Consider the following 26,075-nt stretch of genomic DNA (forward strand, 5'->3'; position numbering starts at 1 on the left):
GAGAGGAACCACGATGACCCTTCTCGACCTGCAGACGATGGAAACCCCCGAGGCCGAGGCCACGGAGGAGCTCCACACCGGCAGCCGCGCCAGCCTGCTGCTCTGCGGCAACAGCAGCCTGAGCGTCACCACCTGTAACTGACTCTCCGGCGCCACGGAGCTTCGGCATCCGTAGCGCGAAAGTCATGGGCGAGCCCCGGGCGGCACCACCGTCCGGGGCCTGCCACAGCCACCCGTGTACGTCCCTTTGGAGGCGAGGTCCCCACCCCTATGCCCCGCACCCCCGGGCCCCCGTCGGCCGCCCGGCGCAGGCCGGACGCCGGTGTCCGCCCTGTCCTGACCGGAGCCTTTCAGCACAGCCGCGCACGCGCCACCGCCGTCTGTCTCTTCAGCGTGGCGTCCGCGGGTTCCGCCGTCGCCCTGCCCGCCGTACTCGGTCACACCCTCGACCTCGTGCTCGGCGCGCATCCGGGCCTCCACGGTGCGCTGGCTCTCTGTGCCGCGCTGCTGCTCGCCGAAGTGCTCCTCGACGCACTGGTCGCGCTGACCGGCGGCGTCACCACCGCCCGCAGCACCGCCTGGCTCCGCAGGCGCGGAATCGACCGTCTGATGTCCCTCGCACCGAACCGTGTCGCCGACCGCTTCACCCCCGGTGACCTGGTGACCCGCCTCACCGGGAACGCCGCCGACGCCGGGACCGCACCCACCACCGCGGCCACCGGTCTCGCCGCCCTGGTCACTCCGGTCGGCGCCCTGATCGCCCTGGCCCTCACCGACATCTGGCTGGCCGCCGTGTTCCTTGCCGGGCTCCCGCTGCTGACCCGGCTGCTGAGCGTCTTCGCCCGCGGATCGTCCGACAGCGTCCGGCGCTATCAACGCGCCCAGGCGGACATCGCGACCCGGCTCGTCGAGGCGCTCGGCGGCGCCCGGACCATCGCCGCGGCCGGAACCGCGGAGCGTGAGCGGGCCCGGGTCCTGGCACCGCTTCCCGAACTGGGCGCGCAGGGACGGCACATGTGGCAGGTATACGGTCGCGCCGTGGTCGGCAGCAGCATCCTGGTGCCGCTGCTGACCACCACCGTCCTCGCCGTCGGGGGACTCCGGCTGGCGAACGGCGGCCTGTCCGTAGGCGAGCTGCTGGCGGCCTCCCGGTACGCCGCCCTCACCGCCGGACTGGGCGGGGTGATGGGACAGCTCAACGCCCTGGTGCGCAGCCGCGCCGCGGCACACCGCATCGGCGAACTGCTGGCCCTGCCGTCGGCGGCCTACGGCTCCCGGCCGCTGCCCGCCGACGGCTGCGGCCGGCTCGAACTGCGCGGGGTCACCGTCGTCCGCGGCGGCGCCCCCGCGCTACGCGGCATCGACCTGGTGGTGCCAGGGGGCACGACCATGGCTGTCGTCGGGCGCTCGGGCTCGGGCAAGTCGCTGCTCGCCGCCGTCGCGGGACGGCTCACCGAGCCTGACAGCGGACAGGTACTGCTGGACGGCGTACCGCTCGACGAGGCCGATCCATCCCAGCTGCGCCGCGAGATCGGCTACGCCTTCGAACGCCCCGCCCTGTTCGGCGCCACGGTAGGAGCCGCCATCGGCTTCGGCCCCTACGAGCCACCGGCCCATGTGGTCGAGGACGCCGCCCGCGCGGCCGGTGCGGACTCGTTCGTCCGGCTGCTTCCGGACGGGTACCGCACGCCGCTCGCCGGGGCGCCGCTGTCCGGTGGGGAGATCCAACGCCTCGGCCTGGCACGGGCCTTCGCCCATGCCGGCCGTCTGCTCATCCTGGACGACGCCACTTCCAGCCTGGACAGCGTCACGGAACTCCACGTCAGCCGGGCCCTGGTGCATGACGTAAGGACCGGCAGCCGGCTGTTGATCGCGCATCGCGTCTCCTCCGCCGCCCGCGCCGATCTCGTCGCCTGGATGGAGAACGGCCGGCTCCGCGCCGTCGCCCCGCACGACCGTCTCTGGGTGGATGCCGACTACCGAGCGGTCTTCGCCCATACCGACGACGCGGACTCCCGGACCGTCGCATGACGACGCCGACGGCACGACTGCGGCCCCGGGCGATGCGCTTTCTCCGCCGCCGGACCCGCGTACTGCTGCTGCTGGCCGGCTGGTCACTGCTGGAGTCCGCACACACCTTCCTCAGTGGCTATGGCGTGGCAAAGGCCCTGGATCAGGGCTTTCTGACCGGCGATACGGGCGTCGGGCTCGCTTGGCTGGCCGTCTCCGCGCTCGCCGTCGTCGCCGGCGGCCTGGCCGGCCGAGGAGTCTTCCGCGGCCTTGCCGACCTCGTGGAGCCGCTGCGTGACAGCCTGATACGTCAGGTGGTGTCGCGCTCGCTGACGCAAGCGGTGGCGCATCCGGCTCGCGCGGCGGACAGCGCCGTGGTCTCCCGGCTGACCAACCAGACCGAGATCGCCCGGGACAGCTTCGCCGGACTGGTCCTGGTCGCCCGCTCCTTCGTGTTCACCGCTGCCGGTGCGGTGCTCGGACTCCTGTCCCTGGCCCCCCTGTTGCTGCTGATCGTCATGCCTCCGCTGGCCGCCGGGCTGCTGCTCTTCCTGGCCACCCTCCGGCCGATGGCGGCCCGCCAGCGCGCCTTTCTGCAGGCGGACGAGGATCTGTCGACGCAGTTCGGGGCTGTCGCCGAAGGGCTGCGCGACGTGGTGGCCTGCGGTGCGCAGCAGCCGATCGCGGCGCGGGCCCACGGCTTGATCGAGGACGAGGCCCGCGCGGCACGACAGCTGGCGGGCTGGGCCGCCGTCCGCTGTCTTGCGCTCGGCCTGGCGGGCCAACTGCCGATCCTGCTGCTGCTGGTCACCGCGCCCTGGCTGCTGCGGCAAGGGCTCACCGCTGGTGTCGTACTGGGCGCGCTGACCTATCTCACCCAGTCCCTGCTGCCCGCACTGCACACCCTGATGAATGCCCTCGGCTCGGCCGGCACCCGGCTGCTCGTCGTCCTCGACCGGCTCACCACCGGCCCCGCCCAGGACCCGGAGACCACCGCCACCGCAGAGCCGCCCCCCACCGCAGCGCCGCTCTCCACCACCACACCGGATACTGCGCCCCTGGTCGCAGCCCCCTCCCTCGCCCCCGTTCCATCCCTCGTCCCCGCCGCGCCCGGTGGCCCCCGCGTCGAACTGCGCGCGGTGACCTTCGCCTACGGACCCGCTGCGCAGCCCGTGCTGCACGACCTCGACCTGACCGTCGAACCGGGCGAGCACCTCGTCGTGGTGGGGCCGAGCGGCATCGGAAAGTCGACCCTGACCGCTCTCGTCGCCGGCCTGCTCGAACCCGCCCACGGCGAGATACGCGTGGCCGGCCGCCCGGTCCGCGCAGGATCCGGCCCGTCCTTGCCGCGCGTCCTCATCCCGCAACAGGCCTATGTCTTCTCCGGAACCCTGCGCGAGAATCTGCGCTATCTGTGCCCCGACGGCGCACCGACGTCCGCGTTGCAGAGATCATCGGACGCCGTCGGTCTGGGTCAACTGGTGTGCCGGCTGGGCGGATTGGACGCGCAGCTCGACCCGATCACCCTGTCTCAGGGCGAGCGGCAGCTGATCGCACTGGCCAGGGCCCATCTGTCACCCGCCCCGCTCGTCCTCCTCGACGAGGCGACCTGTCACCTTGACCCGGCGGCGGAGATGCGGGCCGAACGCGCCTTCGCGGAGCGCCCCGGAACTCTGATCGTCGTGGCGCACCGGATCACCTCGGCCCGCCGGGCCGACAGGATCCTGGTGCTCGACGGCGCCCGAGCCACCTGCGGCACCCATGACGAACTGCTCAGCTGCTCGGCCCTCTATCGCGACCTGGCAGGAAGCTGGCAGCCGGCCAAGCTTGAACGCAGTGCGGGACCCGCCGCAAAGTCACGCCCTCCAGGCGGATGAAGCCACTTTGCGCAAATCCGTGACGCGACCTTGCGCAAGGCCAGGGCGCACCAGGAACATAAGCAGCCTGCCTTTAGACCCAGCCTGCGCTCTGCGATATGCGTATGGCGTCCACCCGGTTTCGAGCACCGATTTTGCGATTGATCGCCGCCATGTAATTACGTACCGTCCCCTCGCTCAGATGCAGTTCACGGGCGATCTCGGAGACGGAAGCGCCTCCTGCGGCGAGCGACAGCACGCTCAACTCACGTGGTGTCAGTGGCATGTCGGCGGCCTGCAGGAAATCCGGTGTGAGCGAATGGTCGACATAGCGCTTCCCGGCCGCCACCAGATTTATGGCGTGCAGCAGCCGGGCCGGTGGGGCGTCTTTGTCCACAAAGCCCCGAGCGCGTGCGGAGATGGCCCTGCGTAGCGTGCCGGGCCGGCAGGCACTGGCCAGAACCAGCAACGCGCACCCCGGGCCGCCCGGATGGTCCGACGATGACACCGAACCCGCGCAGTCCACGTCCACGACGCACACCTGAGGTCGGAAGGAGCGGGCCCGCCCGGGTGCGGTTCTCCAGCAGGCGGCGACGGCGTCGATGCCCTCCTCGTCGCGCAACAGCGCGGTGAGAGCCGAGCGCAGCAGCCGCGTTTCGTGCACCACCAAGACCCGGATCACGTTCGCCCCTTCGTTTCTGCTTTTGCGTGTCTGCCCCCGTTGCCGAGCGTCGCCCGTGCAACACCAGGCGATGTGGCGACGTCTACCCCATGGGCCTCTGCCGCAGCACACGGTTTCAGCCCCGATCGGTGCCCTGCTGAATTGTCATGGCTGGCATTCCCGCCAGATGGACTTTCGTTGGATCTGACTGGAAAACGTGTCATCACGCCCGGACGCTGCCTCGTTCATCCTTGTAACGTCGCCCGGCCCCCACCATTCGCCTGGTGGACTGTAACCGCCGGTAAGCCGATTGGCCGGTGCGCGGACGAAGTGGTCACGGCCGATCCGCGCGTGCGCGGGGGATGGCGGTGTCGTAGGAACTTCACACACCAAGAGGCATGTTTCCGGAAAGCGCATGTGACGAAAGACGGAGCAATTTCCGCCATCCGTGCGATGGCCGCTGAGCGGGTTGTTTCCTGCGCCTGTTACGGGTGTGGCGCAGGTGCCAGTTGACCGTTGCTGGGTTGGTCGGCTGCCCGGCCCGTCACGTTGACGTCCGTGAGGGTCGGCGGTCGCCGCGCGCGGAGGCCAGGTCTGCGGAGCGAGGATGCCGAGCGAGTAGGCGCGAACGATCAGCGCGTACCTGTTGGGCAGCGTCCAAGAGCCCGGAGGCGGCTGAGGTGGTCGCCGATGGTCTGACGGGAGAGGTGCAGCGAGGCGGAGATGCCCGCGTTGCTGCGGTCGGCCGCTAGCAGGGACAGAATACGTTCCTGACTGGCCGACAGGGCGGGATGGGGCTCGTGGCGATGCCCCGGGGAGTGATGACCGCCCAGACGCGTGACGTAGCCGGCCACCTGAGCGACCAGGAAGTGGCTCCCAGACTCCTGCCTTCTTCCCGAAGTGCCCTGGCCGCGAAGCGGCGCTGTGGACGATCCGGGCCGGCGCACAGGAGGGCTCCGGCCCGGGACATGGGGCGCCGCTCACCCCTGTGCACGTGCGGTGGGACAGCCGTGACTCACGGCAGCAGGGCGTCGAGGAAGGCGTTGGAGAACACTCGCGCCGGATCGTAGGAGTTCAGGGTGTCCTGGGCGGTGCGCCAGTCATCGAACGCGGCCGGCACGGTGCTGCCCAGCACGGAAGGGTTCGTCCACGGCCCGCTGTCCGTGTAGGCCCAGCCCTTGGACCACTCGGGGCGCACGGTCGCGTACGAACCGGTGTAGGTCTGCCAGATCCGTTGTTCCATCTCGTGGAAGAACGGGGCCGCGCCAGGAGTCCCGGGATAGGTGGCGAAGTCGAGCCATACAACGGTGTCCCACTCGGGGTGGTCGGGACGGGCGAGGGCCGGGGAGAGGAAGGGGCCGTCGTGGGGGTCGGTGCCGGTGATGCGCAGCTCGATCGGGCCGTTGACGGGGTAGGAGCCGCGGCTCTGGTGCGCTGCCAGCACGCTGCGGTAGTGACCGTAGAAGTCGCTCACCACGCGCTGCACCTGTGCCCGGGAGGTCAGTACCGCCCAGCCGGCCTCGACGATCCGCAGGGTGGTGGGTTCGACGTACAGCAGACTGTTCTTCGACCAGCCCCAGACGTCCCACGTGCCGGTGACGATCAGCCCCGATCCGACGATGGCCATGGCGAGCTTGGTGAAGGCAGGCGTCTTGTCGCCCCCGCCGGCGGCGATCTCTCCGAGCAACGCCGACATGTCCTCGGTGACACGGTTGGCGAACGCATAGGGGTAGGGCGCGTCGATCTGTTTGGCCAGCAGGGGCTTGGCCGGTGCCACGCTCCACACCTTCAGCCACGGCACATCGGTGAACGGGAACCAGATCGCCTCGACGCGTCCGGTGCCCTCCAGATAGGAGCTGATCGTTCGGCCGCCCGTGCCGGGGGGACCGAAGACGGTGCCTACGTTGACGTCGTACCAATTCTGGCAGCGCACACGCGTGTTGGCCGCCGCGGTCATGGTCACTTCGGTGAGGAAGGCGCGACCCAGGTGGACGAGGAAGGCACGGAAGCCGGGGTCGGCGCGAGTGAAGGTCTTGAGGACGTAGCGGCCGTCCGCAGCGCTCCACACCACGGCGGTGAGAGAGGTGACCAGGGAGCTGAGGGTGCCGAAGCCGGAGCCCGCGGGCGGGTGTTCCGAGGTGGTGGGCAGCCCGGTGCCGTGGCCGCCGATGGCGAGCACCCCGCCGATGGTGAGGTCGCCCGGCGCCGTGGTGGTGGCGAGGCCGAGCCCGGACTCCTCCAGGCGGGCGAGGATGGTGTCGAGGGTGGCTCCGGTCTGCGCGGTGACGCTCCCGGGGTCGCCGCCGCGCACACTGACCGCGGTGAGGTGGGAGGTGGTGTCGACGATGACGGTACGGGAGGTATCGGCGCCGGCCGGTACCACCAGCGGCGACCAGGTGTGGCCCTTGCCCCGGGCCCGGAGGCGGTAGCCGTGTTCGTGAGCCCAGTTGGCGAGGGTCACCACGTCGTCGGGGGTACGGGCCGAAGCCGTCCAGACGTCCTCGACGATGATTTCCAACGACCAGTTGCGAAAGGCCTGTTGGGAGAGCGGGATACCGGCAGGGAAGCCGGCTGGCGGAGTGAGGGTGGCCGCGGCGCTGCCCGCGGGGATGCGATGGGAAGGCTGGAGACCGGCCGCCGCGGCGAGCCCCGCGGCGGCGGTCGCGGTCAGGAGCGCGCGGCGGGTGAGGGAGGTTCTTCGAGCGCTGTCGTCGGACATGACTGTCCTTCCGGCGCGCGGTGCGCCGCCTCGCTGCACCGCGCACGGACCGTAGGGATGAGACCGTACGAGCGCCCCGGTGCGGTGGGGGTGCCGGAAGGTTAGGTTGACGGGCCGTCAGACGCAAGGGCCGTGCGGTGACAGGCGGGTGAGCCGGCTGGAGCGGGCCGCCGCCCCGGCTCAGGGCGCGGTGGCTTCCCAGGCCCCGTTGATCATCCGGAAGACCTCGTCCACCGTGGCCCCGGGATCGTCCGCCTGGCAGGCCAGCGCATAGGCGTCGATGGTGAACCGCGCGGTCGCCCGGCAGGCCGTCGCACTCCGGGACAGGTGGGGATCGGCGGCCAGGGCCGCTGCCAGAGCCTGCGCGTGACGCAGGCTCATCGACTCCTCGTACTTCCGCAGAGCAGGTGATCCCTCGATCATGCGTCGGACGGGGGCGCTGCCCTCCGCCGTGCAGTGCCGCACCAGGGCCTGGACCTCGCGGTGCAGCGCCGGGATGAGTGGCTCGTGCGGGGGCCGGTCGGTGACCACCCGCGTGAGGCGCTGCTCGAAGTCCTGGTCGCGCTCGAACACCAGGGCCTCTTTCGAGGCGAAGTGGGAGAAAACCGTGGTGACGGCCACGTCGGATTCGGCCGCCACGTCACGGATGCCCACGGCGTCGTACCCGCGCTCCAGGAAGAGCCGCAGCGCGGTGTCGGCGATCTTCTGACGGGTCGCAGCCTTCTTGCGTTCGCGGCGTCCGGGCGGCTCGGTCATGCCATGACACTACCAGGTACTAATTCCTAACGATTGTGAAACGCTAACGGTTATGGTTACTTTCGACCCCATGAGGAAAATTTGCTTCGCCGAGTTCGGCGGTCCTGAGGTCCTGCAACTGGTGGAAGCCGAGGAGCCCCACGCGGGCCCCCGTCGGATACGCATCGCCGTACGAGCGGCGGGTGTCAACCCCGTCGACTGGAGGATTCGGGAGGGCCAAGTCCTGGGAGCCCATCCGGTCGAGCTGCCCGCCGGGGTCGGACTGGACGCCGCCGGGGTGGTGGACGAGGTCGGCGAGGGCGTCGAAGGGGTCGAGGTCGGCGACCGTGTGTTCGGCGAAGGCGCCGACACGTACGCCGAATTCGCCGTGCTGTCGGCCTGGGCGCGCATACCCGTGGGACTGACCTTCGAAGAGGCGGCCGGGTACCCGTCGGTGGTGGAGACCGCGCTGCGCATCATCCGCGAGGTCGGCGTGCGGCCCGGGCAGACGCTGCTGGTCAGCGGCGCGTCCGGCGGCGTCGGGTCGGCGGTGCTGCAGATCGCCCGCGAGCGCGGCATCACGGTGATCGGCACGGCCGGGGCCGCGAACCAGGACTACCTGCGCGGCCTGGGCGCCCTCGCCACGACCTACGGCGAGGGCTGGGTCGAACGGGTGCGGCACCTGGGCCGGGTCGACGCGGCCCTCGACCTGGTCGGCTCGGGCGTGATCCGCGAACTCGTCGAGCTGACCGGGGACTCGCGCAAGGTCGTCTCCATCGCCGACCTCGGTGCGCCGCGGCTGGGCGTCCGGTTCTCCGGCGTGGCCGGGAGCGTGCCGGACGCGCTCGCCGAGGCCGTCGACCTCATCGCCCGGGGCAGGCTCCACATCCCGGTCGAGAAGTCGTACCCGCTCACCGAGGCAGCGGCGGCGCACGCCGACAGCCGCGCCGGCCACACCCGGGGGCGCCGGGTCCTGGTCATCTGAGCCGCCGCCCGCCCGGCGCCCCCGCGCCGAACGGCCGGTCACTAGCGAGTGGTGAAGCGTCGTCGGCGAAGCCGGGGCGGCGACGCCTCGCCCACCAGGGCGACCGCGGCGCCCTCCGCCGAGATCCGGCTCAGGCCGTCGGCGTTCCCGGATGGGCCGGTCGCCGCTCGGTGCGGAGACGCTCCTCTTCGGGACGGATAGCTGCACCAGAACACGACCCAGAACACGACCATGCGACCAGCAGGTTCTTCGCCTCTTGGTGGTACGCGACCGCCCCCTGCTCTGACCCGTAGCAACGGGTGGAAATGCCCGATGCGAAGCCGAGTTGGTCCGCACCTGGCCCGGATCCTGGTACGGGTGCCGGCGGCGGCGCTTCCCGCGGTACTCCATGGCGATGTTGCAGCCGCCGTCCAGCCACCCGGGTCAGCCCGATTTCGGCGGCTTCTGCGCGTCGAAAGCGAAGAGTGTGTTCTTGGCCGCGGCCACGATCACCGCACGCCCCGCAAGAGTCACACGCGGGCTTGCGCCCAGATCGCCCGTCAAACCATCGGCCTGCGGATCTGTTGTCCACAGGGGTTTGCCATCGTCCGGCGCCAGCGCGACCACCCGGCCGGTGGTCGAGCTGAAATACAGTGCGTCGGCTCCCCCAACAGGACCCGACGCGCCCTCCACGCCAGTCTGCCGCGACCACTTCTTCCGGCCGGTCGCGGGGTCGAGTGCTGTGATGAGACCGGTGTGCCCGCTCACGTAGACGGTGCTGTCCACCATGCCGGGCGTCCCCACGTATGTCGTGGCCAGTCGGGAGTACGTGACCTTCTGCGAGGCCGGGTCGACCCGTGCCACCCCGTTGTAGCGGTCCAGCTCCGTTCCCCCCATGTGTATTTGCAGGAGTACGAGTCTGCCGTTGGCGACGCCCATCGGCACGGCGGGGCCGTTGACCGCGATGGGCCTGCCCGGTGTCCCCGAGGCGCGGTCGACCGGGTACAGGGTGGGGTGGCGCACCGCCAAGGCGTCCACTTCCGCATCCGTCGCGCACATCGCGAAGAGCTTTGGGCCCACCGGGACGGGAGCGCACTGCGTACCCGCAGGGAATGACGACGTCCATGTGACCTGACCGCTGTGCGCGTTGCGGGCCTCGAGGCGGGAGTTGGAAGCGTCGACCGTCACGACGTCGGAGCCGACCACAACGGCGTCCCGAGTCCGACCCGTGACGGCCGCCGACTGGGCGCCGGACGGCACGGACCACAGCTCCCGGCCGTTGTTCGCGTCGATGGCCACCACCTCGCTGCGAGGGTCCTGTGGGGCGTCCTGGGCGGCGAATCGGTAACCGACCACCGTGTCGTCCGTGGCGCCCACCAGGTGCATGCCGTCGATGGGGACGCCGGGGCTCTTCGCCGTCCACACCCGCGAGCCGTCACTGGCCCTGATACGGGTCGCGACGACACTGCCGCCCCCGCAGAACAGCGCGTCGCCGCGCGCGACGCAACGCAGCTCGTCGGGTATGTCCTCGCGACCGCCCGGCACGGTCTTGTGCCACGGCTTGAAGCCGTCCGGAAGTGCGGCACCCGGGGCCGCAAGGCTGTTGCCCTTGTCGCCGCCGCTGTTCCCCCCAAAGCCGCCCGCCGTCATCGCGGCGACTCCTCCACCGATCGCTGCCACCGTGACCGCGACCGCGGCCGCGAGCACGGGACGCCATCGGCGACGCGGTCGGCGGCCGATGGAGGTGTCGGCGCTCCCCGTATCGGGACCGGCCGGGGTGGTGGTCGGGGCAGTCGGCGCCGGGGTGGCCGGCGTCGCGAAGTGATGCTGGGTGATCATGTCGCGGGTGCGGCCCGCTTCAGCTCCGCTCGCGTACGCCTGGCCGAGGTCCGCCGGCAGGTCCCGTAGCAGCACGAGGAGTTCGTCCGCCGAGGGGCGCCCGTTGGGCTCCTTGGCCAGGCACGACTCGACGACCGTGCGCAAGGCCACCGGCACGTCCTCCAGCGACGGCTCCCCGTGCACCACCTGATACGCAACTATGTAGGGGCTGTCCGCGTCGAAGGGCCCGTAGCCCGTCGCTGCGTACGCAACCAGCGTCCCCAGCGAGAAGACATCGGACCGCGGCCCCACATCGCGCGGCGCCTGCAACTGCTCCGGCGACATGAAGGGCGGCGTACCGATGACCCGCCCGGTAACCGTCAGCGTCTGCTGGTCCACGGCGCGCGAGATGCCGAAGTCGATGACGCGTGGGCCCTCGGGCGAGAGCACGACGTTCGAGGGCTTCAGGTCACGGTGGATGACCCCCACCCGGTGGATGTCCCGCAGCGCCTCCGCCAGCCCGATGGCCAGCCTCCTCAGCTCCGCTCCGCCCAGCGGGCCCTTCGTGGCGATGTGCCGGGTGAGCGTGTGCCCCTGGATATAGGTGGTCGCCATCCACGGCTGCTCGGCCTCAGGGGCAGCGTCGACCACGGCGGCGGTGAACGCGCCGCTCACCCGTCTCGCCGCCGCCACCTCCTGCCGGAAGCGGGTGCGGAACTCGTCGTCCGCCGCGTACTGCGGGTGGATCAGTTTGACCGCGATGGGTCGCCCTGAACTCGTACGGGCCAGAAAGACCGTGCCCATGCCACCCGAGCCGAGCCGGGCCTCAAGTGGATATCCGCCGATCTCGGCTGGATCACCTTCGCGCAGCGACACTCTTCCTGACCTCCCGTCCCCCGTGCACCTCTGCCACCACGGGCCTGCGTACCAGTCCTGCACACAAACTAGCCGCTCCAGCGCCTGTGCCTGACCTTCCCCCCGCTCCGTCAGTTTCCGCAGCACCTCCTCGAGGTGCTGCGTCTTCTCCGCGGCGATCTGCGGGCGGGGGCGGTACGGGCGATTATCGCCGCCTCGGGTCCCGGCCGGTTGTTCCGCTGGATGCAGGTGACGTCGATGAGTTCCCGACGGACGACGTATGCGGTCCGCTCGCGGGTCGCCAGAGACACATTGCCTGATGCGATGCGGCACTGGACCGCGGTGAAGCCGCCGTCAGCCGCGACCCGGCTCCTGTGATGAAGCCGGAGCGTGGTGAGGCGTGGAAGCACAGGACCGGGCAGGGGCGGGCTGGCGTCGGCGACGGGGTTGTCACGGTGTCCGGCTCCGGGTGCTCGGTGGCTCCGATACCGGGCGCCATGCCCTGCTCAACCCCTACGGAGTTGCTGAGGGCCGAGCCCTTCGGAGAACGCTCATCCGAATGACCGGCCTTCTCCGCTTTCTCTGAGAGCCGGGCGACGAGCGTGGGCAGATGTGCGGACGGCGCTGTCCGCCTCGGCGTGACTGTCCTGTTGGTGATCGCAGCGAACGGTGTGCGGCCACTGCATGAACGTCCCATCCGTGCGTTCCACCAGCAGCTGTCTGCCGTGGGCGAGAACGCCGCGCGGCCGGAGGCCGGTCAGGCTCGCGGAGGTGAACGCGGCACTCAAACTGCCCAGGTCATGGACGATGCCGATGCTGAACAGGGACTGGGTCTCGGCGATGGCTTCGTGGTCGCCCGCCCGGATGACCATGCGCAGGTCGGGAGCGACCGCCCGGGCGGCCACGGAGACCGCTATGTTGTCGAGATCGTCGGAGGCGACGGCGGCCATGGCCTGAGCCGTGTGGAGGCTGAGCTTGCGCAGCACGAACCTGTCGGTGGCATCGGCGATGACGACGGGCACGCCGAGCGCCCTGGCCAGCCGGAGGTGGGGGGCCGCCGGGTCGCGTTCCACCGCGATCACGCCGACGCCGAGGTCCTGCAACCGGGTGCACAGCCGCAGTCCCACCTGGCCGAGCCCGACGACCACCACGTGGCCGGCCCGGGGTAGCGCCCGGGGGCCCACCACTCCGATCGAGCGCGGGGCCAGGAGAAGGTCGACCACGCCGGCGGTGAAAACAGCGGTGAACACGATGGTGACGAGCATCGCGAGGCTGGCGAACACCAGGTAGGCGTTCGAGCCATGCGCGGATGTGGGGCCGACCGTGGACACCGTTCGCACCGCCTCGAAGAGCGCTTCCACCGGCGGGCGATGATTGAGGGTCACGGACCAGATCCAGTCCGCCAGCAGCACCGTGAGCAGCCCGGCGAGGCCGATCAGCATAATCCGCGAGCTGCCGTCGTGCGGTCGCAGCTGCCCCCTGATCTTCCCCAGCCGGGCCCGGTACCTCATGGACCGGGGTGGCCGATACGGCTCGAGGCGCACCGTGTCTCCCTCCCAGCGGGCGCCGGCGTGGCCCGAAGGCGTTCGGATGAGGGCCAACAGCTCGGGCTGAAGGCAGGCGGCCAGCAGGGCAGGAGCGGCGACCTCGGCCGGCGAGGTGACCTGGCAGTTCGGGACCACTTGCGTGAGCTGTTCGGCGACCGTCCGGTCGAAGACCGTCACCACCAGCGTCACGCCCGGACGGATGTGCTCGACCGCGAGCGCGTAGCGCAGGGACTCAACGTCGTCGTCGAGAAGGATCGCGACGCCGGCCACCTCCCCGTTCAGCGCCCGGCGGAGCTCTTCGTCCGTGGGTTGCGCAAGATGGCGCACGAAGTGTCCCGACGATCGCAGGGAACCACAGACCCTGCGTGCCACGTCGCTGCCGATCACGACGAAGTGCCGCTCCGGTGCTTCGCCCCCGGGGAGCGGAGCGCCCAACGCGTTCGGCGCGGGCTTCTCGATGGAGCGACCGTCGCGGGAACGCTCAGAGGTCACAGTGCAGTCATCAGAACGGTAGGGGTCGCAGTCGAGGCATCGGAGGGTCTGGCAGCCACCGCAGCTGCTGAGCAATCGGCCGCAGTGGCACCTGGAGTCGCTCCGATCAGCGGACCGCCCGCCCGCGACCGGATGGCTGCGGATGGTGCCGGTGAGCGAGACGGAGTGCCTGCCCGCAGGATTCATTGGACTCTTCCCAATTCATTGGTCTCTTCCATCGGATGGTGGCGCGGCACTCCGGCCCATGACGGGATCCGCCTGGGCTCGCCGGCGCCCGGGCACGTCCCTCATCCGCGCAGAGGGGCCGCGGGAAACGTGGCGCAGGCTTGCAGGCCGCTCGGCAGAGCAGGTTGCGCCGCCTGCGCAGGCAGCTCTCATGGAGCAGAAGCGCGATGTCTCAGGCGGTTGCGAAGCACCGCATGCCTGCGAATCGAGCAGCCCAGATGAGCAGCCCAGATGAGCTGCCTGCTGAGGTGAAGGGCAGGCACACGCGCCACCGCGCCCCATCGCAACAGCAGTCGTCCGGACCGCGGACTCACGTGCGGCAGAAACGCCAAGAGCGGTACGAGAGGCCAGGACTCACTGGCCCCGGGGAGGACCAACCTGGCCGTCGAGGAACGCCGGGGGTCGCCCAGCGCGAAATCTCGCGTATGCCGAAGGTAGGAGCGGTGCCGCTCTCGCGCCATGGGCAGATGCCACGCTCCCGGCCTCTGGATTCAGACAAATGCTCAACCGCTGCAGCGGAGATTGGAGCGGTCGGCGAAACCGCCCACGCCCGGCCCGTGCGATCTGCCATGGCGGCCGCGGCCGGCTCCGCCAGACGTACCACGAGGGTCAGGAGCGGAGGTCGCCCACCACGCACGGGGCTGTCGGCTGCCGGAACAGGGCCACGCACCTGTGCCGATCTGGGTCCGCAGGGGCTGTGCGCTGCGGCGATTGTGAACGAAATGCTGCGCGCGCGTGGCGGGAGAATCAGAAAGTGAGACAAGGGCTGTGACCGCATTGACGTGGCTGAATTTCGCTGTCAGCCTCCCGAGTGTGAACCACTCGAAGGACTTCACCGCACGCCTGCACGTCGATCTGCGACGCCAGGCCAGTGCCATCTGTGTCGCCGGTTGATAGGGCTGCCGACCGGCGTCAGCTCCTGAGCGAGCTCTGATTCCGGCGCACTTACTGGTCGGGGATTTCCCGTCACCCGGTGAATCCCCGCGTACCCCGCGTACCCACCCGGAATCCGCCGGGTCCGCTGCCCGAGCCGCCTCGTTTCCCCTCACCCTTTCCACTTCTCTTGGGCTTGCGCACCTCGGTTGTCTTTCCGCCCGCCGGAAGCGGAACTGCGGCTCTTGCCGGTCACGGAAAGCTCAACTGGGGCAGCCGGGGCACGCGGGTAGGCGGGCACTCGGTCACCACGCACCGGTCACCGCTACCTCCGCCGTCCCGCGGCCGGCCGGCTCCGGCTGCCCGCCTTTCCCGCCCACATCCGCAGCGGACGCGTACGCGTACCGCCGCACTCCACCCACCGACTCGAACAGGACCCTTCCATGAGCTCCATGAGCAAGCTGACCACCCCATCGAGCCGACGACAGTTCCTCACCCTGCTGGGCCTCTCGACGGTTGCGGTGAGCTGCGGCACGGGGAGCGGCGGCTCGGCCAAGGGCCAGGCCAAGACCCTGCGATACCAGGGCTGGGCGGGATCCGTCATCCTGCCCGAACTGGCCGAGGACCTCGGCTTCTTGGAGGACGTGAAGCTGAAGTGGGTCGGCAACACGATCAGCGGGCCGCAGGACATCCAGTCGGCGGCCACCGGGCAGGTCGACTTCGGCGGCGCGTTCAACGGAGCCGTCGTCAAACTCGCCGCGAGAAAGGCTCCCATCACGGCGGTCATCAGCTACTACGGCGTTGACAAGGCTGCCTACAACGGCTTCTACGTCCTCAAGGACAGCCCGATCCACTCGGCCCGTGACCTGATTGGCCAGAAGGTCGGGATGAACACCCTCGGTGCGCACTCCGAGGCGATGCTCGACATCTACCTGCAACGCCACGGCCTGTCGCAGGCGGATATCAAGAGGGCCGAGCCGTTGGTGGTGCCCCCGGTCAACACCGAGCAATCGCTGCGGCAGAAGCAGATCCAGGTGGGCGTCCTCGGCGACATCCTGCGCGACAAGGCGCTACAGGCCGGCGGCATCAGACCGCTGTTCACCGATTACCAGCTGCTCGGCAACTTTTCCGCCGGTACGTATGTGGTGAACGACCGGTTCCTGAAGGAAAACCCCGACACCGCACGCACCTTCGTCACGGGTGTCGCGCGCGCCATCGAGTGGGCCCGTGGCAGACCGCGCGAAGAGGTGATTCACCGGCAGATCGAGATCGTCAAGAAGCGTGGCCGCAACGAGAACACCGATCCGCTGAAGTACTGGAAGTCCTTCGGCGTCGCCGAGACCGCCGGGCGCATCACCGACAAGGAACTCCAGCTGTGGATCGACTGGCTCGCCAAACGCGGTGACATCGAGAAGGGCCAGGTCAAGGCTTCGGACCTGTACACCAACGAATTCAACGCGTACAGCCGGAAGGACGGACGGCAGGACAAGCGGCAGGACAAGCCGTCCGAGACCAAGCCGGCCTCCAAGAGCGGGAGCTGATTCCATGTCAGGATCCATCACGCCCAAGATCGAGTTCGAGCGGGTGCGCAAGACCTTTCCTGCCAAGAAGGGGCGGGCCCAGAGCCCCGAATCAGCGTACGGCGACGGCGAGTTCACCGCTCTGGACGGAGTCGACCTGCGGATCGGCACCGGGGAGTTCGTCGTCGTGGTCGGCCCCAGTGGCTGCGGTAAGTCCACGCTTCTGGACCTGCTGGGCGGGCTCGCCCGGCCGACCACCGGACGGATTCTCCTGGACGGGACACCGGTGACCGGGCCCGGCCTGGACCGCGGCATCGTCTTCCAGCAGTACGCCCTGCTGCCCTGGCGCACCGCCCTGGGCAACGTCGAGTTCGGCCTGGAGGCGACCGGCGTCCCACGACGTGAGCGCGCGGCACGTGCCCGCGAGTACCTGGACCTGGTCGGGCTCTCCGGATTCGAGAACCGCCACCCGCACGAGCTGTCGGGTGGCATGCGCCAGCGCGTGGCCATCGCCCGCTCTCTCGCCTACGACCCCGACGTCCTGCTGATGGACGAGCCGTTCGCCGCACTGGACGCCCAGACCAGGGAGTCGCTCCAGGACGAGCTGCTGCGCATCTGGGAGCGCACCGGAAAGACCGTCGTCTTCATCACGCATGGCATCGAGGAGGCCGTCTACCTGGGCCAGCGGGTGGCCGTCATGACCTCCAGGCCGGGTCGCATCAAGCAGACGGTGCCGATCGGCTTCGACTCCCGCACGGAGACGGACGACCTACGGTCCAGCCCCGAGTTCGCACGGTACCGACACGAGATCTGGACGCTGCTGCACGACGAGGTGACCAGGGCCCAACTGCTGGAGAAGGAGGAGGCGCCGGTATGAGCCTCGCAAGCGGTTCACACACTCGCCGCACGGCCCTGGAGGGGCCCAAGACCCCGGAGGAGCTCTCCACGCCGACTACCGGTAGGGCGTCGGCGTCGACCGCCACGCCATCGGCATCCGCCGAGGCGCCCGGGACCGTCCTGCCGACCGCGCTGAGCAGGTCACGGCTACACCGGCCGCCCGTACTGCCCCGCATCCTGCGTGCGGTACTGACCGGCGCCACCAAGTCCGCGGCGATCGTCGCCCTGCTGCTCGCGTGGGAGCTGGCGCCCCGCTTCGGCCTGGTGGACCGGACCTTCCTGCCGCCGTTCAGCGAGGTAGCCGAGGCCTGGTGGGAACTGGTGGCCAATGGTCAGCTCGCCGACAACGCACAGGCGAGCCTGGTGCGTTCGTTCAGCGGGTTCGGCATAGCCGTCGGTGTGTCCGTACCGCTGGGCCTGCTCATCGGCTGGTACCGGCCCGTCGCCGATCTCCTCAACCCGTTGCTCCAGGTCTTTCTCAACACCGCCGCCCTGGCCCTGCTGCCGGTGTTCGTGCTGCTCCTCGGCATCGGTGAGACATCGAAGATCTCCATCGTGGTGTACGCGTGCGCATGGCCGATCCTGTTCAACACCATCAGCGCGGTACGCACCGTCGACCCCACCCTGCTGAGGCTGGCGAAGTCCATGGACCTGTCCGCCCCGCGGCTGTTCCAGAAGGTGATCCTGCCCGCCTCAGTGCCGACGATCTTCACCGGGATCCGGCTGGCCGGGGCGGTGTCCATCGTCGTCCTGGTCGCCGCCGAGATGATCGGCGCCAAGGCCGGTCTCGGCTATCTGATCAACGCGTCCCAGTACAACTTCGCCATTCCACAGATGTATGCGGGAATCGTCACGATCTCCGTCATCGGCGTGGCCTTCAACCAGCTGCTGGTGGCCGTGGAGAAGCGGCTCAGCTCCTGGCGTGTCGCCGTGACGGGCTGACGTCCGTATCCGCCCCGCGCAAGGAACCAGGAGGACCTTCCATGCCCGCAGAGAGCCCCCGCCGCCTTCATCTCAATGCCTTCCTGATGAACGCCGGCCACCACGACGCCGCCTGGCGGCATCCGCGTACCCAGCCCGAACGCATCACCGACCGGCGCTACTTCCAGCACCTCGCGCAGACCGCCGAACGCGGCAAGCTCGACTCGATCTTCTTCGCCGACGGCCTGGCCCTATGGGGCAAGGTCGAACACAACGCGCTCGGCGGCTTCGAACCGCTCACACTGCTGTCCGCTCTGGCGACGGTGACCGAGCGCATCGGCCTGATCGCCACCGTCTCCACCACCTTCAACGAGCCCTTTCACACCGCCCGGAAGTTCGCTTCCCTCGACCACATCAGCGACGGGCGCGCCGGCTGGAACATCGTGACCTCCGGCACGGTCGACGAGGCCCGCAACTTCGGGCAGGACGAACACCTCGAACACGGCCTGCGCTACGACCGGGCCCGGGAATTCGTGGACGTCGCCACCAAGCTCTGGGACAGCTGGGAGGACGATGCGGTCCTGCTCGACCGCGAGCACGGGATCTACGCGGACCCCGACAAGGTGCGGCCCGTCGACCACCGCGGCGAGCACTTCGCCGTACGGGGCCCGCTGAACGTGCCGCGCAGCCCGCAGGGTTACCCGCTGCTGGTGCAGGCCGGTTCGTCCGAGGACGGCAAGGAGTTCGCCGCCCAGTACGCCGAGGCCGTGTTCACCGCACAGCAGACCCTCGCCGACGGGCAGGCCTTCTACAAGGACGTGAAGAACCGCCTCGCCCGCTACGGACGTTCCGAGGACGACCTCAAGATCCTGCCCGGGATCTGCCCGGTCATCGGCTCGACGGAGGCGGAGGCCCGCGCCCTTGAGCAGGAGCTGACCGACCTCCAGGTGCCGGAGTACGGACTCGCCCAGTTGTCGGGAATGCTCGGCACCGACCTGACCGGGTTGCCGCTGGACGGGCCGCTGCCCGATCTCCCCGAGGAGCGGGACATCAACGGCAACAAGAGCCGCTTCACGCTGGTCGCCGCACTCGCCCGGCGCGACGGGCTGACCCTGCGCGAGCTCATCGCGCGCCTCGGCGGCGGGCGCGGTCACCGGGTCGTCGCCGGGACGCCGGAGCAGATCGCCGACCAGCTCGAAGAGTGGTTCACGCAGGGAGCCGCCGACGGCTTCAACATCATGCCGCCGCAGCTGCCGGGCGGCCTGGAGGACTTCGTCGACCACGTCGTGCCGATCCTCCAGGACCGGGGCCTGTTCCGCACCGAGTACACCGGCCGCACCCTGCGGGATCACTACGGCCTGCCCCGCCCCGAAGGCCGGCTCGCTTCCTCCGCCACCGCCGAGGGACAGCCGGCATGACCAGCCTCGGCACCTCCTTGCCCATCAGCTCCTGAAACCGCCGAAACCCTGCCTCCTGAACCGCACAAATCCTGCTCCTGAAAGTACCGAACCACCCGAAAGGAACCGCACATGAGCACCAGCACAGGCTTCGACATCCGCCGGATCGGCGGGCGCATAGGCGCCGAGATCGTCGGCGTCGACCTCTCCGTCGACCTCGACCCGGCGATCGTCGCCGAGATCAACGCGTCTCTGCTGGAACACAAGGCGCTGGTCTTCCGCGGCCAGCAGCTGGGCGACGCGGGGCAGCTGCGCTTCGCCTCCCTCTTCGGCGAACTCACCACCGCCCACCCCACCGTCCCGTCCGTGGACGGGCAGCCCCACATCCTGCCCGTCGACGGGGACGAGGGCATCCGCGCCAACCACTGGCACACCGACGTCACCTTCGTCCGCACACCCCCGAAGGTGTCGACCCTGCGCAGCATCGTCGTCCCGCCCTATGGCGGCAACACGCTGATCGCCAACTCGGCCGCTGCCTACCAGGACCTGCCGGAGCCGCTGCGCGAGCTGGCGGACAGGCTGTGGGCGGTGCACACCAACGACTACGACTACGCCGCCCCGAAGAACGACAAGGCGGCCGAGCACCGCAAGCGGTTCGTCTCGCGCACCTACCGCACAGCCCACCCGGTGGTACGGGTGCACCCCGAGACGGGGGAGCGCGGTCTCTTCATCGGCGGATTCGCGCAGACCATCGAGGGCCTCGGCCCCTCGGAGTCCCGGGACCTGCTACGTATCTTCCAGTCGTATGTGACGCGGCCGGAGAACATCGTCCGGGTGGCCTGGACACCGGGTGACCTCGTCCTCTTCGACAATCGCAGCACCCAGCACTACGCCCCCGACGACTACGGCGACCTGCCGCGCCTGCTGCACCGGGTGACCGTCGCCGGTGACGCTCCGGTGGGCATCGACGGCACCGCCAGTCGCGCCCTCGAAGGCGGTGACGCCGGGCACTACACCCCTGCTGCGGCCTGACACCGACGGTCCGTCGACCGCGAAGTCCCGTTTCCAGGGCCTCCTGGGGCACCTCCAGGGGGCCCTGGAGCGGGCACGCCGGCGCTCCACCGCTCCTACGACCCCGGCACCGGGCGTACCTGAGCACCAATCCCTTCGGCGTGCAGGCAGGCCCCTCCACACGGTCCGCCGGCGCCGCCGAGGCGGTCCAGCCGGCTGTCCGGCTGTCTGTCGTCGATGTCGGTGACGCCGTATTCCCTCGCCATCTGAGCGGAGCTGACCGATCGTTGGTTCCACCGGCGCCGTTCAGGGTCCGCGGCCAGGGCTGCCGCCGCCTCGGCCGACAGAGCGTGGTGACTCCGACTGGGCGAACTCTGCCGGTGCGCTGGCAAGCCGTTGGTCCTGGTCCTGTGCGGATTCAGCGCCTCGCGCCAGTTCTCCTCGCGGACACCATAGTTGTCCAGCGTCATCTCCGAACGAAGTCAACCGGGCGTTGGAGCGACCGCGATGGCTCCGAACGGCTGCAGTTCATGCCCTTGCGGGAACGCCGGCCGGTATGGCCCGCCGGTGACCGGTTCGCTCGCGCCCCGAGTCGGGGAGATCAGCCGTCAGGTCGGGTTCGGCGGCGCGATCCAGCCGAGCGAGCGCTCGACCGCCCGCTTCCAGTTCTCGTACTCCGACTGCCGCCGATGGGGGTCCATGTCCGGCAGCCACTGGGCGGCCCGGTGCCAGTTGCGGCGCAGAACCTCCAGGTCGGGCCAGTAACCGGCGGCGAGCCCGGCGGCGTAGGCGGCGCCCAGCGAGACCGTCTCGACGGCCATGGGGCGCACCACGGGCACGTCGAGCACATCGGCCAGGAACTGCATGAGCAGGTTGTCGGACGTCATGCCGCCGTCCACCTTGAGCACCTTGAGGGCGAGCGAGGAGTCGGCGTTCATGGCGTCGACCACCTCCCGGGTCTGCCAGCCGGTGGCCTCCAGCACGGCTCGGGCCAGATGCTCCTTGGTGATGTACGAGGTGAGCCCGACGATGACGCCGCGGGCGTCGCTGCGCCAGTACGGCGCGTACAGGCCGGAGAACGCCGGGACGATGTAGCAGCCGCCGTTGTCCTCGACAGCGCGTGCGAGGGTCTCGATCTCGGGAGCGGTGCTGATCAGCCCCAGCCGGTCGCGGAACCACTGGACCAGCGCGCCGGTGACGGCGATCGGGCCTTCGAGTGCGTAGACCGCGGGCTGGTCCTCGATCTTGTAGGCGACGGTCGTGAGCAGCCCGTGCCGGGATCTTACGAGGTCGGTGCCGGTGTTGAGCAGCAGGAAACTGCCCGTTCCGTAGGTGCACTTCGCCTCGCCTCGGGCGAAGCAGGTCTGTCCGAACAGCGCCGCCTGCTGGTCACCGAGTGCCGCGGTGATAGGCACGCCCGGAAGGACGGAACGGGCGGCGCCGTAGGTCTCGGCCGAGGAGCGGATCTCCGGGAGCATCGGGCGGGGGACCCCGAAGAACTTCAGCAGTTCCTCGTCCCAGTCGAGGGTGCTGATGTTCATGAGCATGGTGCGGCTGGCGTTGGTGACGTCGGTGAGGTGCATACCGCCGGCCGGCCCGCCGGTGAGGTTCCAGATCAGCCAGCTCTCCATCGTGCCGAACAGCACCTCGCCGTCCTCGGCGCGCTGCCGCAGCCCGTCGATGTGGTCGAACAGCCAGCTGATCCGGGGGGCGGAGAAGTACGTGGAAGGGGGCAGGCAGCAGCGCCGGAGGAAGAACTCGTCCCCCGGCCGGCTTCTGAGCTCCTCGACCATCGGGGCCGTACGGGTGTCCTGCCAGACGATCGCCCTGCCCAGCGGGGTGCCCGTACGCCGGTCCCACAGCACGGTCGTCTCGCGCTGGTTGGCGATCCCGATGGCGGCGACCTCATCGGGGGCGACACCGGCGTCGGAGAGCGCCTGTGGGACCACGCGCTGGAGCGTGTGCCAGATCTCGACGGCATCGTGCTCGACCCACCCGGGCTGGGGGAAGTGCTGGTGGTGCTCCCGCTGGGCGACCGACACCAGCCGCCCCTGGTGGTCGAACAGGATGCATCGGGTGGAGGTGGTGCCCTGGTCGATGGACATCACATACCGTTCAACCATGATCAGCCTTCCGTTGCGGTGCACAAGGGCGGCGGGTTCACCAGCGGGCGGCCCCCAGATCTCTGGATATCGCCCGGGCCGCGTGGCGGACCTGGGTCACCAGGGTCGGCTGTGGAACCCCTTTGGAGTCGCAGATCCGCTCGACCGTGCCGGAGAGGCCGATGGCCCCCACCACGAGGCCACCGTGGCCCCGTATCGGCGCGGCGATGCCGGCCTCGTCCGTGATCATCTCTTGTACTTCGGCAGCCCACCCCAGCTCACGGACCTCGGTGAGCGCCCGGGTGAGGCGCTCCGGGGCGACCAGGGTGTGCCGGGTGTACGCCTCCAGTCCGGCCTCCACCGCCGGCTCCAGGGGCACACTGCCGAAGGCCAGCAGCACCTTGCCGAGCGAGGAGGCATGCAGGGGCAGCAGCGCGCCCACGTCCAGGGTCTGCAGGGTGTCGTCGGGGCGGAAGACGTGGTGGACGATGAGCACCTGGCCCTCCAGGGGCGCGCCCAGGCGCACCGCCTCCCCGCTGCGAGCGGCCAGGGCGTCGGCCCAGTTGATGGACCGGGATCGCAGCTCGTTCACGTCGAGGTAGCTGGTGCCCAAGTGCAACAGCGCGGCCCCGAGCTGGTACTTTCCGGTCGCCGGGTCCTGCTCGACGAAGTCGAGGTTCTGGAGGGTGCGCAGAATGCCGTGGGTGGTGCCCTTCGCCAATCCGAGCGACGCGGCCACCTCACCCAGCCCAAGCCGACGGGGCCCACTGGCGAGCAGACGCAGGATTGCCGCCGCCCGCTCGATCGACTGGACCGGGCCGGCCATGAGGCAATGGTAGTCCCGCGGTCGGCATCTGCCGGTACGGATGGCTTCCCGCAGGCTGGCGTTCGGTAATGCCGACCGGCGTTCATTGACCGCCTCCGCCATCCCTCCTAGCGTCCCTCTCAAGCCCGGCGTCCAGCCGGTAGGGGGCCTCGGAGGAGGCAGCATGACGGCACGGCTTGATGCGGTGGTTCGGCAGGCGGTCGAATATGTCTTTCCGCTGCCGCACATCCCCGAGGCTGTCTCGGTCGTACGCCGACGGGCGCGTACGGTCCTGGCGGACTGGAACCTGGCCCCGGACCTCGCCGAGGAGGCGCTCCTCGTGATCTCGGAGCTGATCACCAACGCGGTCGTCCACGCCCTGCCGCCGGCGGTGCTGCGGCTTTCGCTGACCGTCGACGGGCGTAACGCCCTGCGGGTCGAAGTCACCGACGCGGGGCCTGCGGCGGCGGGCGGCCGGCCGGTGGTCGAGCCCTGCGCGGGTGAGCGCGGCCGCGGACTCGGTATCGTCACCGCCCTGTCGGCCGAGTGCGGCACGCGGGTCCATGCGGGCGGTATCACACGGTGGGCGGAACTCCTCGCAGCGTGAGCCGGTAGGCCCCGGCCGGCCCGGGGCAACGCGTGCCCCACGAAGCGCGTGCGGGCGGCGTCCCCAACGGGCGCCGTCCCGGACGCACGGAGTTCACGTTCCCTTCGGGGTCGACGGCGGACCCTACTCCCAGTGCAACGCGGCCTTGAGAGCTCCGGTGTCGACGCCTCCGCGTGGAGCCGATCGCGGTGGTGGGTCATTCGGAGGGCGGAATCGCCGCATCCAAGGTGGCCGGAGCGCTGTCGTTGCAGGACGCGGCCCGCATGGTGACGTTGCGCCGCCGAGCGCTGTACGCACAGAGGTGGGTGTTGTACGCGAGTGCCGGCTCCGTGGGCGACCGGCCGGCTGGAGCGGTCGATCGCCCACGGTGGTGGTTGGCGCTGTTACGCCGTTACAGCGCCAGCCAGACCGCCTCGTCCGCCCCCAGTTGGCCGTCCTCGATGCGACCGCTGGCCAGCAGTACCGTCTCGTGCTCCGGGATGTGGTACGGCTCGGAGGAGAGGTTGACGACGCAGGCGAAGCCCGGATCGCGGGTGAAGGCGAGTACTCCGGCCGGGGTGTCCAGCCAGGTCAGGCGGGAGTCGCCGAGGGCGGCATGGTCCCGGCGCAGGTGCAGGGCACGACGGTAGAGCTCCAGCATGGAGGTCTCGTCGCCGGTCTGTGCCTCGACGCTGAGGGTGTGCCAGTCAGCCGGCTGGGGCAGCCAGGGCGTACCGGTGGCGCCGTCGGGGCTGAAGCCGAACGGTGGCTTCTGCCCGGACCACGGGATCGGGACACGGCAGCCGTCCCGGCCCGGGTCGGTGTGTCCCGAGCGCTCCCAGATGGGGTCCTGCAACACGTCCTCGGGCAGGTCCTCGACCTCCGGGAGGCCGAGTTCCTCGCCCTGGTACACGTATGCGCCGCCGGGGAGGGAGAGCATCAGCAGGGCGGCGGCGCGGGCACGCCGGATGCCGAGTGGGAGGTCGAGAGGGCCTTCGGGTCGGTAGGGCGTGTTGGCGGTCCACCTCCTGACCACCGTGCGGCCGAAGCGGCTGGGGTGGCGTACGACGTCGTGGTTGGAGAGCACCCAGGTGGCGGGTGCGCCGACGGAGCCGAGGGAGGCGAGCGAACTGTCGATGACCTCGCGCAGCGCCTTGGGGTCCCAACTGGTCATCAGGAAATCGAAGTTGAAGGCGGTGTGCAGGCCGTCCCGGCGTACGTAGCGGGCGAGCCGCTCGGGGTTGGGCGCCCATGCCTCGGCGACGAACTTGCGGTCGCCGGGGAACTCGTCGGCCACCCGGCGCCATGAGCGGTAGATCTCATGCACCTCGTCGCGGTCCCAGTGCGGGTGGTCGACCGGAGCCTGGGCCTCCGGGGAGTCGGATTCCGGGAGGACCGGCAGGTCAGGGAGTTCGGGGTGCTTGATCAGGCCGTGCGCCACGTCGATGCGGAAGCCGTCGACGCCCCGGCTGAACCAGAAGCGCAGGATGTCCTCGAACTCGGTGCGTACTTCGGGGTTCTTCCAGTTGAGATCCGGCTGCTCGGGGGCGAAGAGATGCAGGTACCACTGACCGTCGGGCAGCCGCTTCCACGCCGGGCCGCCGAAGCAGGACTTCCAGTCGTTGGGCGGCTCGGCACCGTCGGGGCCGCGTCCGTCCCGGAAGACATAGCGCTCGCGCTCCGGGCTGCCGGGTCCGGCAGCCAGCGCGGCCTGGAACCATGCGTGCTGGTCGGAGGTGTGGTTGGGCACGATGTCGGGGATGACGCGGATGCCGTACCGATGCGCCTCCTCGATGAGCGCTTCGGCCTCCGCGACGCTGCCGAAGAGCGGATCGATCTCCCGGAAGTCCGCCACGTCGTATCCGTGGTCGGCCATCGGCGACTTGTACCACGGGTTGATCCAGATGGCGTCGACACCAAGCGACTTGAGGTAGGGGAGGCGGGAGCGGATGCCTGCGATGTCACCGATCCCGTCGCCGTTCCCGTCGGCGAAGCTGCGGATGTAGACCTGGTAGATGACGGCGCTGCGCCACCAGGGTGCGGTGCTGGGCATGGTCGGGCGTACTCCTTGGGGAAGAGTG

At 70.0% G+C, this 26,075-nt stretch carries 21 protein-coding genes; 11 read left to right on the forward strand and 10 right to left on the reverse strand.

Annotation, left to right across the window (positions count from 1 at the left end; all coding sequences use genetic code 11):
* Positions 1–13: 13 nt before the first annotated feature.
* The 3 genes from ACIRPT_RS36920 to ACIRPT_RS36930 all read left to right on the forward strand — a co-directional run bounded on the left by ACIRPT_RS36920 (position 14) and on the right by ACIRPT_RS36930 (position 3,887).
* A complete protein-coding gene (locus ACIRPT_RS36920; RefSeq protein WP_403514085.1) occupies positions 14–142 on the forward strand; it encodes a SapB/AmfS family lanthipeptide in 129 nt (42 codons plus the stop codon).
* Between the two features lie 128 nt (positions 143–270).
* The gene (locus ACIRPT_RS36925) at positions 271–2,031 is read left to right on the forward strand and encodes an ABC transporter ATP-binding protein (protein WP_403835551.1); all 1,761 of its coding nucleotides are present in this window, start codon (positions 271–273) and stop codon (positions 2,029–2,031) included.
* Positions 2,028–3,887 carry an ATP-binding cassette domain-containing protein gene (locus ACIRPT_RS36930; RefSeq protein WP_403835554.1) on the forward strand — a complete coding sequence of 620 codons (1,860 nt, stop codon included), beginning with the start codon at positions 2,028–2,030 and terminating at the stop codon, positions 3,885–3,887. Before ACIRPT_RS36925 ends, ACIRPT_RS36930 begins: the two co-directional genes overlap by 4 nt.
* Positions 3,888–3,960: 73 nt before the next feature.
* Here the strand turns inward: ACIRPT_RS36930 and ACIRPT_RS36935 are convergent, their stop codons facing one another.
* The 4 genes from ACIRPT_RS36935 to ACIRPT_RS36950 all read right to left on the reverse strand — a co-directional run bounded on the left by ACIRPT_RS36935 (position 3,961) and on the right by ACIRPT_RS36950 (position 8,002).
* Positions 3,961–4,548 carry a response regulator transcription factor gene (locus ACIRPT_RS36935; protein WP_403835557.1) on the reverse strand — a complete coding sequence of 196 codons (588 nt, stop codon included), beginning with the start codon at positions 4,546–4,548 and terminating at the stop codon, positions 3,961–3,963.
* Positions 4,549–5,159: 611 nt separating this feature from the next.
* Complete coding sequence (locus ACIRPT_RS36940) at positions 5,160–5,474, reverse strand: LuxR C-terminal-related transcriptional regulator (protein WP_403835559.1); 315 nt, start codon at positions 5,472–5,474, stop codon at positions 5,160–5,162.
* 68 nt (positions 5,475–5,542) lie between these two features.
* Positions 5,543–7,246 (reverse strand): cholesterol oxidase substrate-binding domain-containing protein, encoded by a 1,704-nt coding sequence (locus ACIRPT_RS36945; protein ID WP_403835561.1) that lies wholly within the window; start codon positions 7,244–7,246, stop codon positions 5,543–5,545.
* Positions 7,247–7,426: 180 nt separating this feature from the next.
* Positions 7,427–8,002 carry a TetR/AcrR family transcriptional regulator gene (locus ACIRPT_RS36950; RefSeq protein WP_403835564.1) on the reverse strand — a complete coding sequence of 192 codons (576 nt, stop codon included), beginning with the start codon at positions 8,000–8,002 and terminating at the stop codon, positions 7,427–7,429.
* Positions 8,003–8,072: 70 nt separating this feature from the next.
* On the opposite strand from ACIRPT_RS36950, the gene ACIRPT_RS36955 reads away from it, so the two are divergent.
* Positions 8,073–8,966, forward strand: a complete 894-nt coding sequence (locus ACIRPT_RS36955; RefSeq protein ID WP_403835566.1) for an NADP-dependent oxidoreductase — start codon at positions 8,073–8,075, stop codon at positions 8,964–8,966.
* A gap of 423 nt (positions 8,967–9,389) precedes the next feature.
* On the opposite strand, the gene ACIRPT_RS36960 is transcribed toward ACIRPT_RS36955, so the two are convergent.
* Together ACIRPT_RS36960 and ACIRPT_RS36965 are read right to left on the reverse strand one after the other, a co-directional pair.
* Positions 9,390–11,639, reverse strand: a complete 2,250-nt coding sequence (locus ACIRPT_RS36960; RefSeq protein ID WP_403835569.1) for a protein kinase — start codon at positions 11,637–11,639, stop codon at positions 9,390–9,392.
* A 530-nt stretch (positions 11,640–12,169) separates the two neighbouring features.
* On the reverse strand, positions 12,170–13,552 hold the full coding sequence (locus tag ACIRPT_RS36965; RefSeq protein ID WP_403835572.1) for an NAD-binding protein: 1,383 nt from the start codon (positions 13,550–13,552) through the stop codon (positions 12,170–12,172).
* A 1,143-nt stretch (positions 13,553–14,695) separates the two neighbouring features.
* On the opposite strand from ACIRPT_RS36965, the gene ACIRPT_RS36970 reads away from it, so the two are divergent.
* The 6 genes from ACIRPT_RS36970 (at position 14,696) to ACIRPT_RS36995 (ending at position 20,522) form a co-directional block, all read left to right on the forward strand.
* Positions 14,696–14,776: a putative leader peptide gene (locus ACIRPT_RS36970; protein WP_403835731.1), complete on the forward strand. Its 81-nt coding sequence runs from the start codon at positions 14,696–14,698 to the stop codon at positions 14,774–14,776.
* 422 nt (positions 14,777–15,198) lie between these two features.
* On the forward strand, positions 15,199–16,296 hold the full coding sequence (locus tag ACIRPT_RS36975) for an ABC transporter substrate-binding protein (RefSeq protein ID WP_403835575.1): 1,098 nt from the start codon (positions 15,199–15,201) through the stop codon (positions 16,294–16,296).
* Between the two features lie 4 nt (positions 16,297–16,300).
* On the forward strand, positions 16,301–17,152 hold the full coding sequence (locus tag ACIRPT_RS36980; protein ID WP_403835578.1) for an ABC transporter ATP-binding protein: 852 nt from the start codon (positions 16,301–16,303) through the stop codon (positions 17,150–17,152).
* Entirely contained in the window at positions 17,149–18,114 is a 966-nt protein-coding gene (locus ACIRPT_RS36985; protein WP_403835580.1) for an ABC transporter permease, read from the forward strand. Before ACIRPT_RS36980 ends, ACIRPT_RS36985 begins: the two co-directional genes overlap by 4 nt.
* 41 nt (positions 18,115–18,155) lie before the next feature.
* Complete coding sequence (locus ACIRPT_RS36990; RefSeq protein WP_403835582.1) at positions 18,156–19,511, forward strand: LLM class flavin-dependent oxidoreductase; 1,356 nt, start codon at positions 18,156–18,158, stop codon at positions 19,509–19,511.
* A gap of 111 nt (positions 19,512–19,622) precedes the next feature.
* Positions 19,623–20,522, forward strand: coding sequence for a TauD/TfdA dioxygenase family protein (locus ACIRPT_RS36995; RefSeq protein WP_403835584.1), 900 nt, complete (start codon positions 19,623–19,625; stop codon positions 20,520–20,522).
* A gap of 95 nt (positions 20,523–20,617) precedes the next feature.
* Here ACIRPT_RS36995 and ACIRPT_RS37000 read toward each other — a convergent pair whose 3' ends face one another.
* The 3 genes from ACIRPT_RS37000 to ACIRPT_RS37010 form a co-directional block, all read right to left on the reverse strand.
* Positions 20,618–20,971, reverse strand: a complete 354-nt coding sequence (locus tag ACIRPT_RS37000; protein ID WP_403835585.1) for a hypothetical protein — start codon at positions 20,969–20,971, stop codon at positions 20,618–20,620.
* A gap of 138 nt (positions 20,972–21,109) precedes the next feature.
* Complete coding sequence (gene glpK / locus ACIRPT_RS37005) at positions 21,110–22,624, reverse strand: glycerol kinase GlpK (protein ID WP_403835587.1); 1,515 nt, start codon at positions 22,622–22,624, stop codon at positions 21,110–21,112.
* A 37-nt stretch (positions 22,625–22,661) separates the two neighbouring features.
* The gene (locus ACIRPT_RS37010; protein WP_403835590.1) at positions 22,662–23,429 is read right to left on the reverse strand and encodes an IclR family transcriptional regulator; all 768 of its coding nucleotides are present in this window, start codon (positions 23,427–23,429) and stop codon (positions 22,662–22,664) included.
* Positions 23,430–23,592: 163 nt separating this feature from the next.
* On the opposite strand from ACIRPT_RS37010, the gene ACIRPT_RS37015 reads away from it, so the two are divergent.
* Complete coding sequence (locus tag ACIRPT_RS37015) at positions 23,593–24,015, forward strand: ATP-binding protein (RefSeq protein ID WP_403835593.1); 423 nt, start codon at positions 23,593–23,595, stop codon at positions 24,013–24,015.
* Between the two features lie 391 nt (positions 24,016–24,406).
* On the opposite strand, the gene ACIRPT_RS37020 is transcribed toward ACIRPT_RS37015, so the two are convergent.
* Positions 24,407–26,047, reverse strand: coding sequence for a glycoside hydrolase family 13 protein (locus ACIRPT_RS37020; protein ID WP_403835596.1), 1,641 nt, complete (start codon positions 26,045–26,047; stop codon positions 24,407–24,409).
* Positions 26,048–26,075 lie beyond the last annotated feature (28 nt).

Origin of the sequence: Streptomyces sp. NPDC101227, assembly GCF_044767545.1 — a bacterium.
GTDB lineage: Bacteria > Actinomycetota > Actinomycetes > Streptomycetales > Streptomycetaceae > Streptomyces.

What these genes read in the sequence shown, in the direction of transcription:
- ACIRPT_RS36920 (WP_403514085.1), top strand. Translation starts at nt 14, where the DNA reads ATGACCCTTCTCGACCTGCAGACGATGGAAACCCCCGAGGCCGAGGCC.
- ACIRPT_RS36925 (WP_403835551.1), top strand. Translation starts at nt 271, where the DNA reads ATGCCCCGCACCCCCGGGCCCCCGTCGGCCGCCCGGCGCAGGCCGGAC.
- ACIRPT_RS36930 (WP_403835554.1), top strand. Translation starts at nt 2,028, where the DNA reads ATGACGACGCCGACGGCACGACTGCGGCCCCGGGCGATGCGCTTTCTC.
- ACIRPT_RS36945 (WP_403835561.1), bottom strand. Translation starts at nt 7,246, where the DNA reads ATGTCCGACGACAGCGCTCGAAGAACCTCCCTCACCCGCCGCGCGCTC.
- ACIRPT_RS36950 (WP_403835564.1), bottom strand. Translation starts at nt 8,002, where the DNA reads ATGACCGAGCCGCCCGGACGCCGCGAACGCAAGAAGGCTGCGACCCGT.
- ACIRPT_RS36955 (WP_403835566.1), top strand. Translation starts at nt 8,073, where the DNA reads ATGAGGAAAATTTGCTTCGCCGAGTTCGGCGGTCCTGAGGTCCTGCAA.
- ACIRPT_RS36975 (WP_403835575.1), top strand. Translation starts at nt 15,199, where the DNA reads ATGAGCTCCATGAGCAAGCTGACCACCCCATCGAGCCGACGACAGTTC.
- ACIRPT_RS36980 (WP_403835578.1), top strand. Translation starts at nt 16,301, where the DNA reads ATGTCAGGATCCATCACGCCCAAGATCGAGTTCGAGCGGGTGCGCAAG.
- ACIRPT_RS36985 (WP_403835580.1), top strand. Translation starts at nt 17,149, where the DNA reads ATGAGCCTCGCAAGCGGTTCACACACTCGCCGCACGGCCCTGGAGGGG.
- ACIRPT_RS36990 (WP_403835582.1), top strand. Translation starts at nt 18,156, where the DNA reads ATGCCCGCAGAGAGCCCCCGCCGCCTTCATCTCAATGCCTTCCTGATG.
- ACIRPT_RS36995 (WP_403835584.1), top strand. Translation starts at nt 19,623, where the DNA reads ATGAGCACCAGCACAGGCTTCGACATCCGCCGGATCGGCGGGCGCATA.
- ACIRPT_RS37000 (WP_403835585.1), bottom strand. Translation starts at nt 20,971, where the DNA reads ATGACGCTGGACAACTATGGTGTCCGCGAGGAGAACTGGCGCGAGGCG.
- glpK (WP_403835587.1), bottom strand. Translation starts at nt 22,624, where the DNA reads ATGGTTGAACGGTATGTGATGTCCATCGACCAGGGCACCACCTCCACC.
- ACIRPT_RS37010 (WP_403835590.1), bottom strand. Translation starts at nt 23,429, where the DNA reads ATGGCCGGCCCGGTCCAGTCGATCGAGCGGGCGGCGGCAATCCTGCGT.
- ACIRPT_RS37015 (WP_403835593.1), top strand. Translation starts at nt 23,593, where the DNA reads ATGACGGCACGGCTTGATGCGGTGGTTCGGCAGGCGGTCGAATATGTC.
- ACIRPT_RS37020 (WP_403835596.1), bottom strand. Translation starts at nt 26,047, where the DNA reads ATGCCCAGCACCGCACCCTGGTGGCGCAGCGCCGTCATCTACCAGGTC.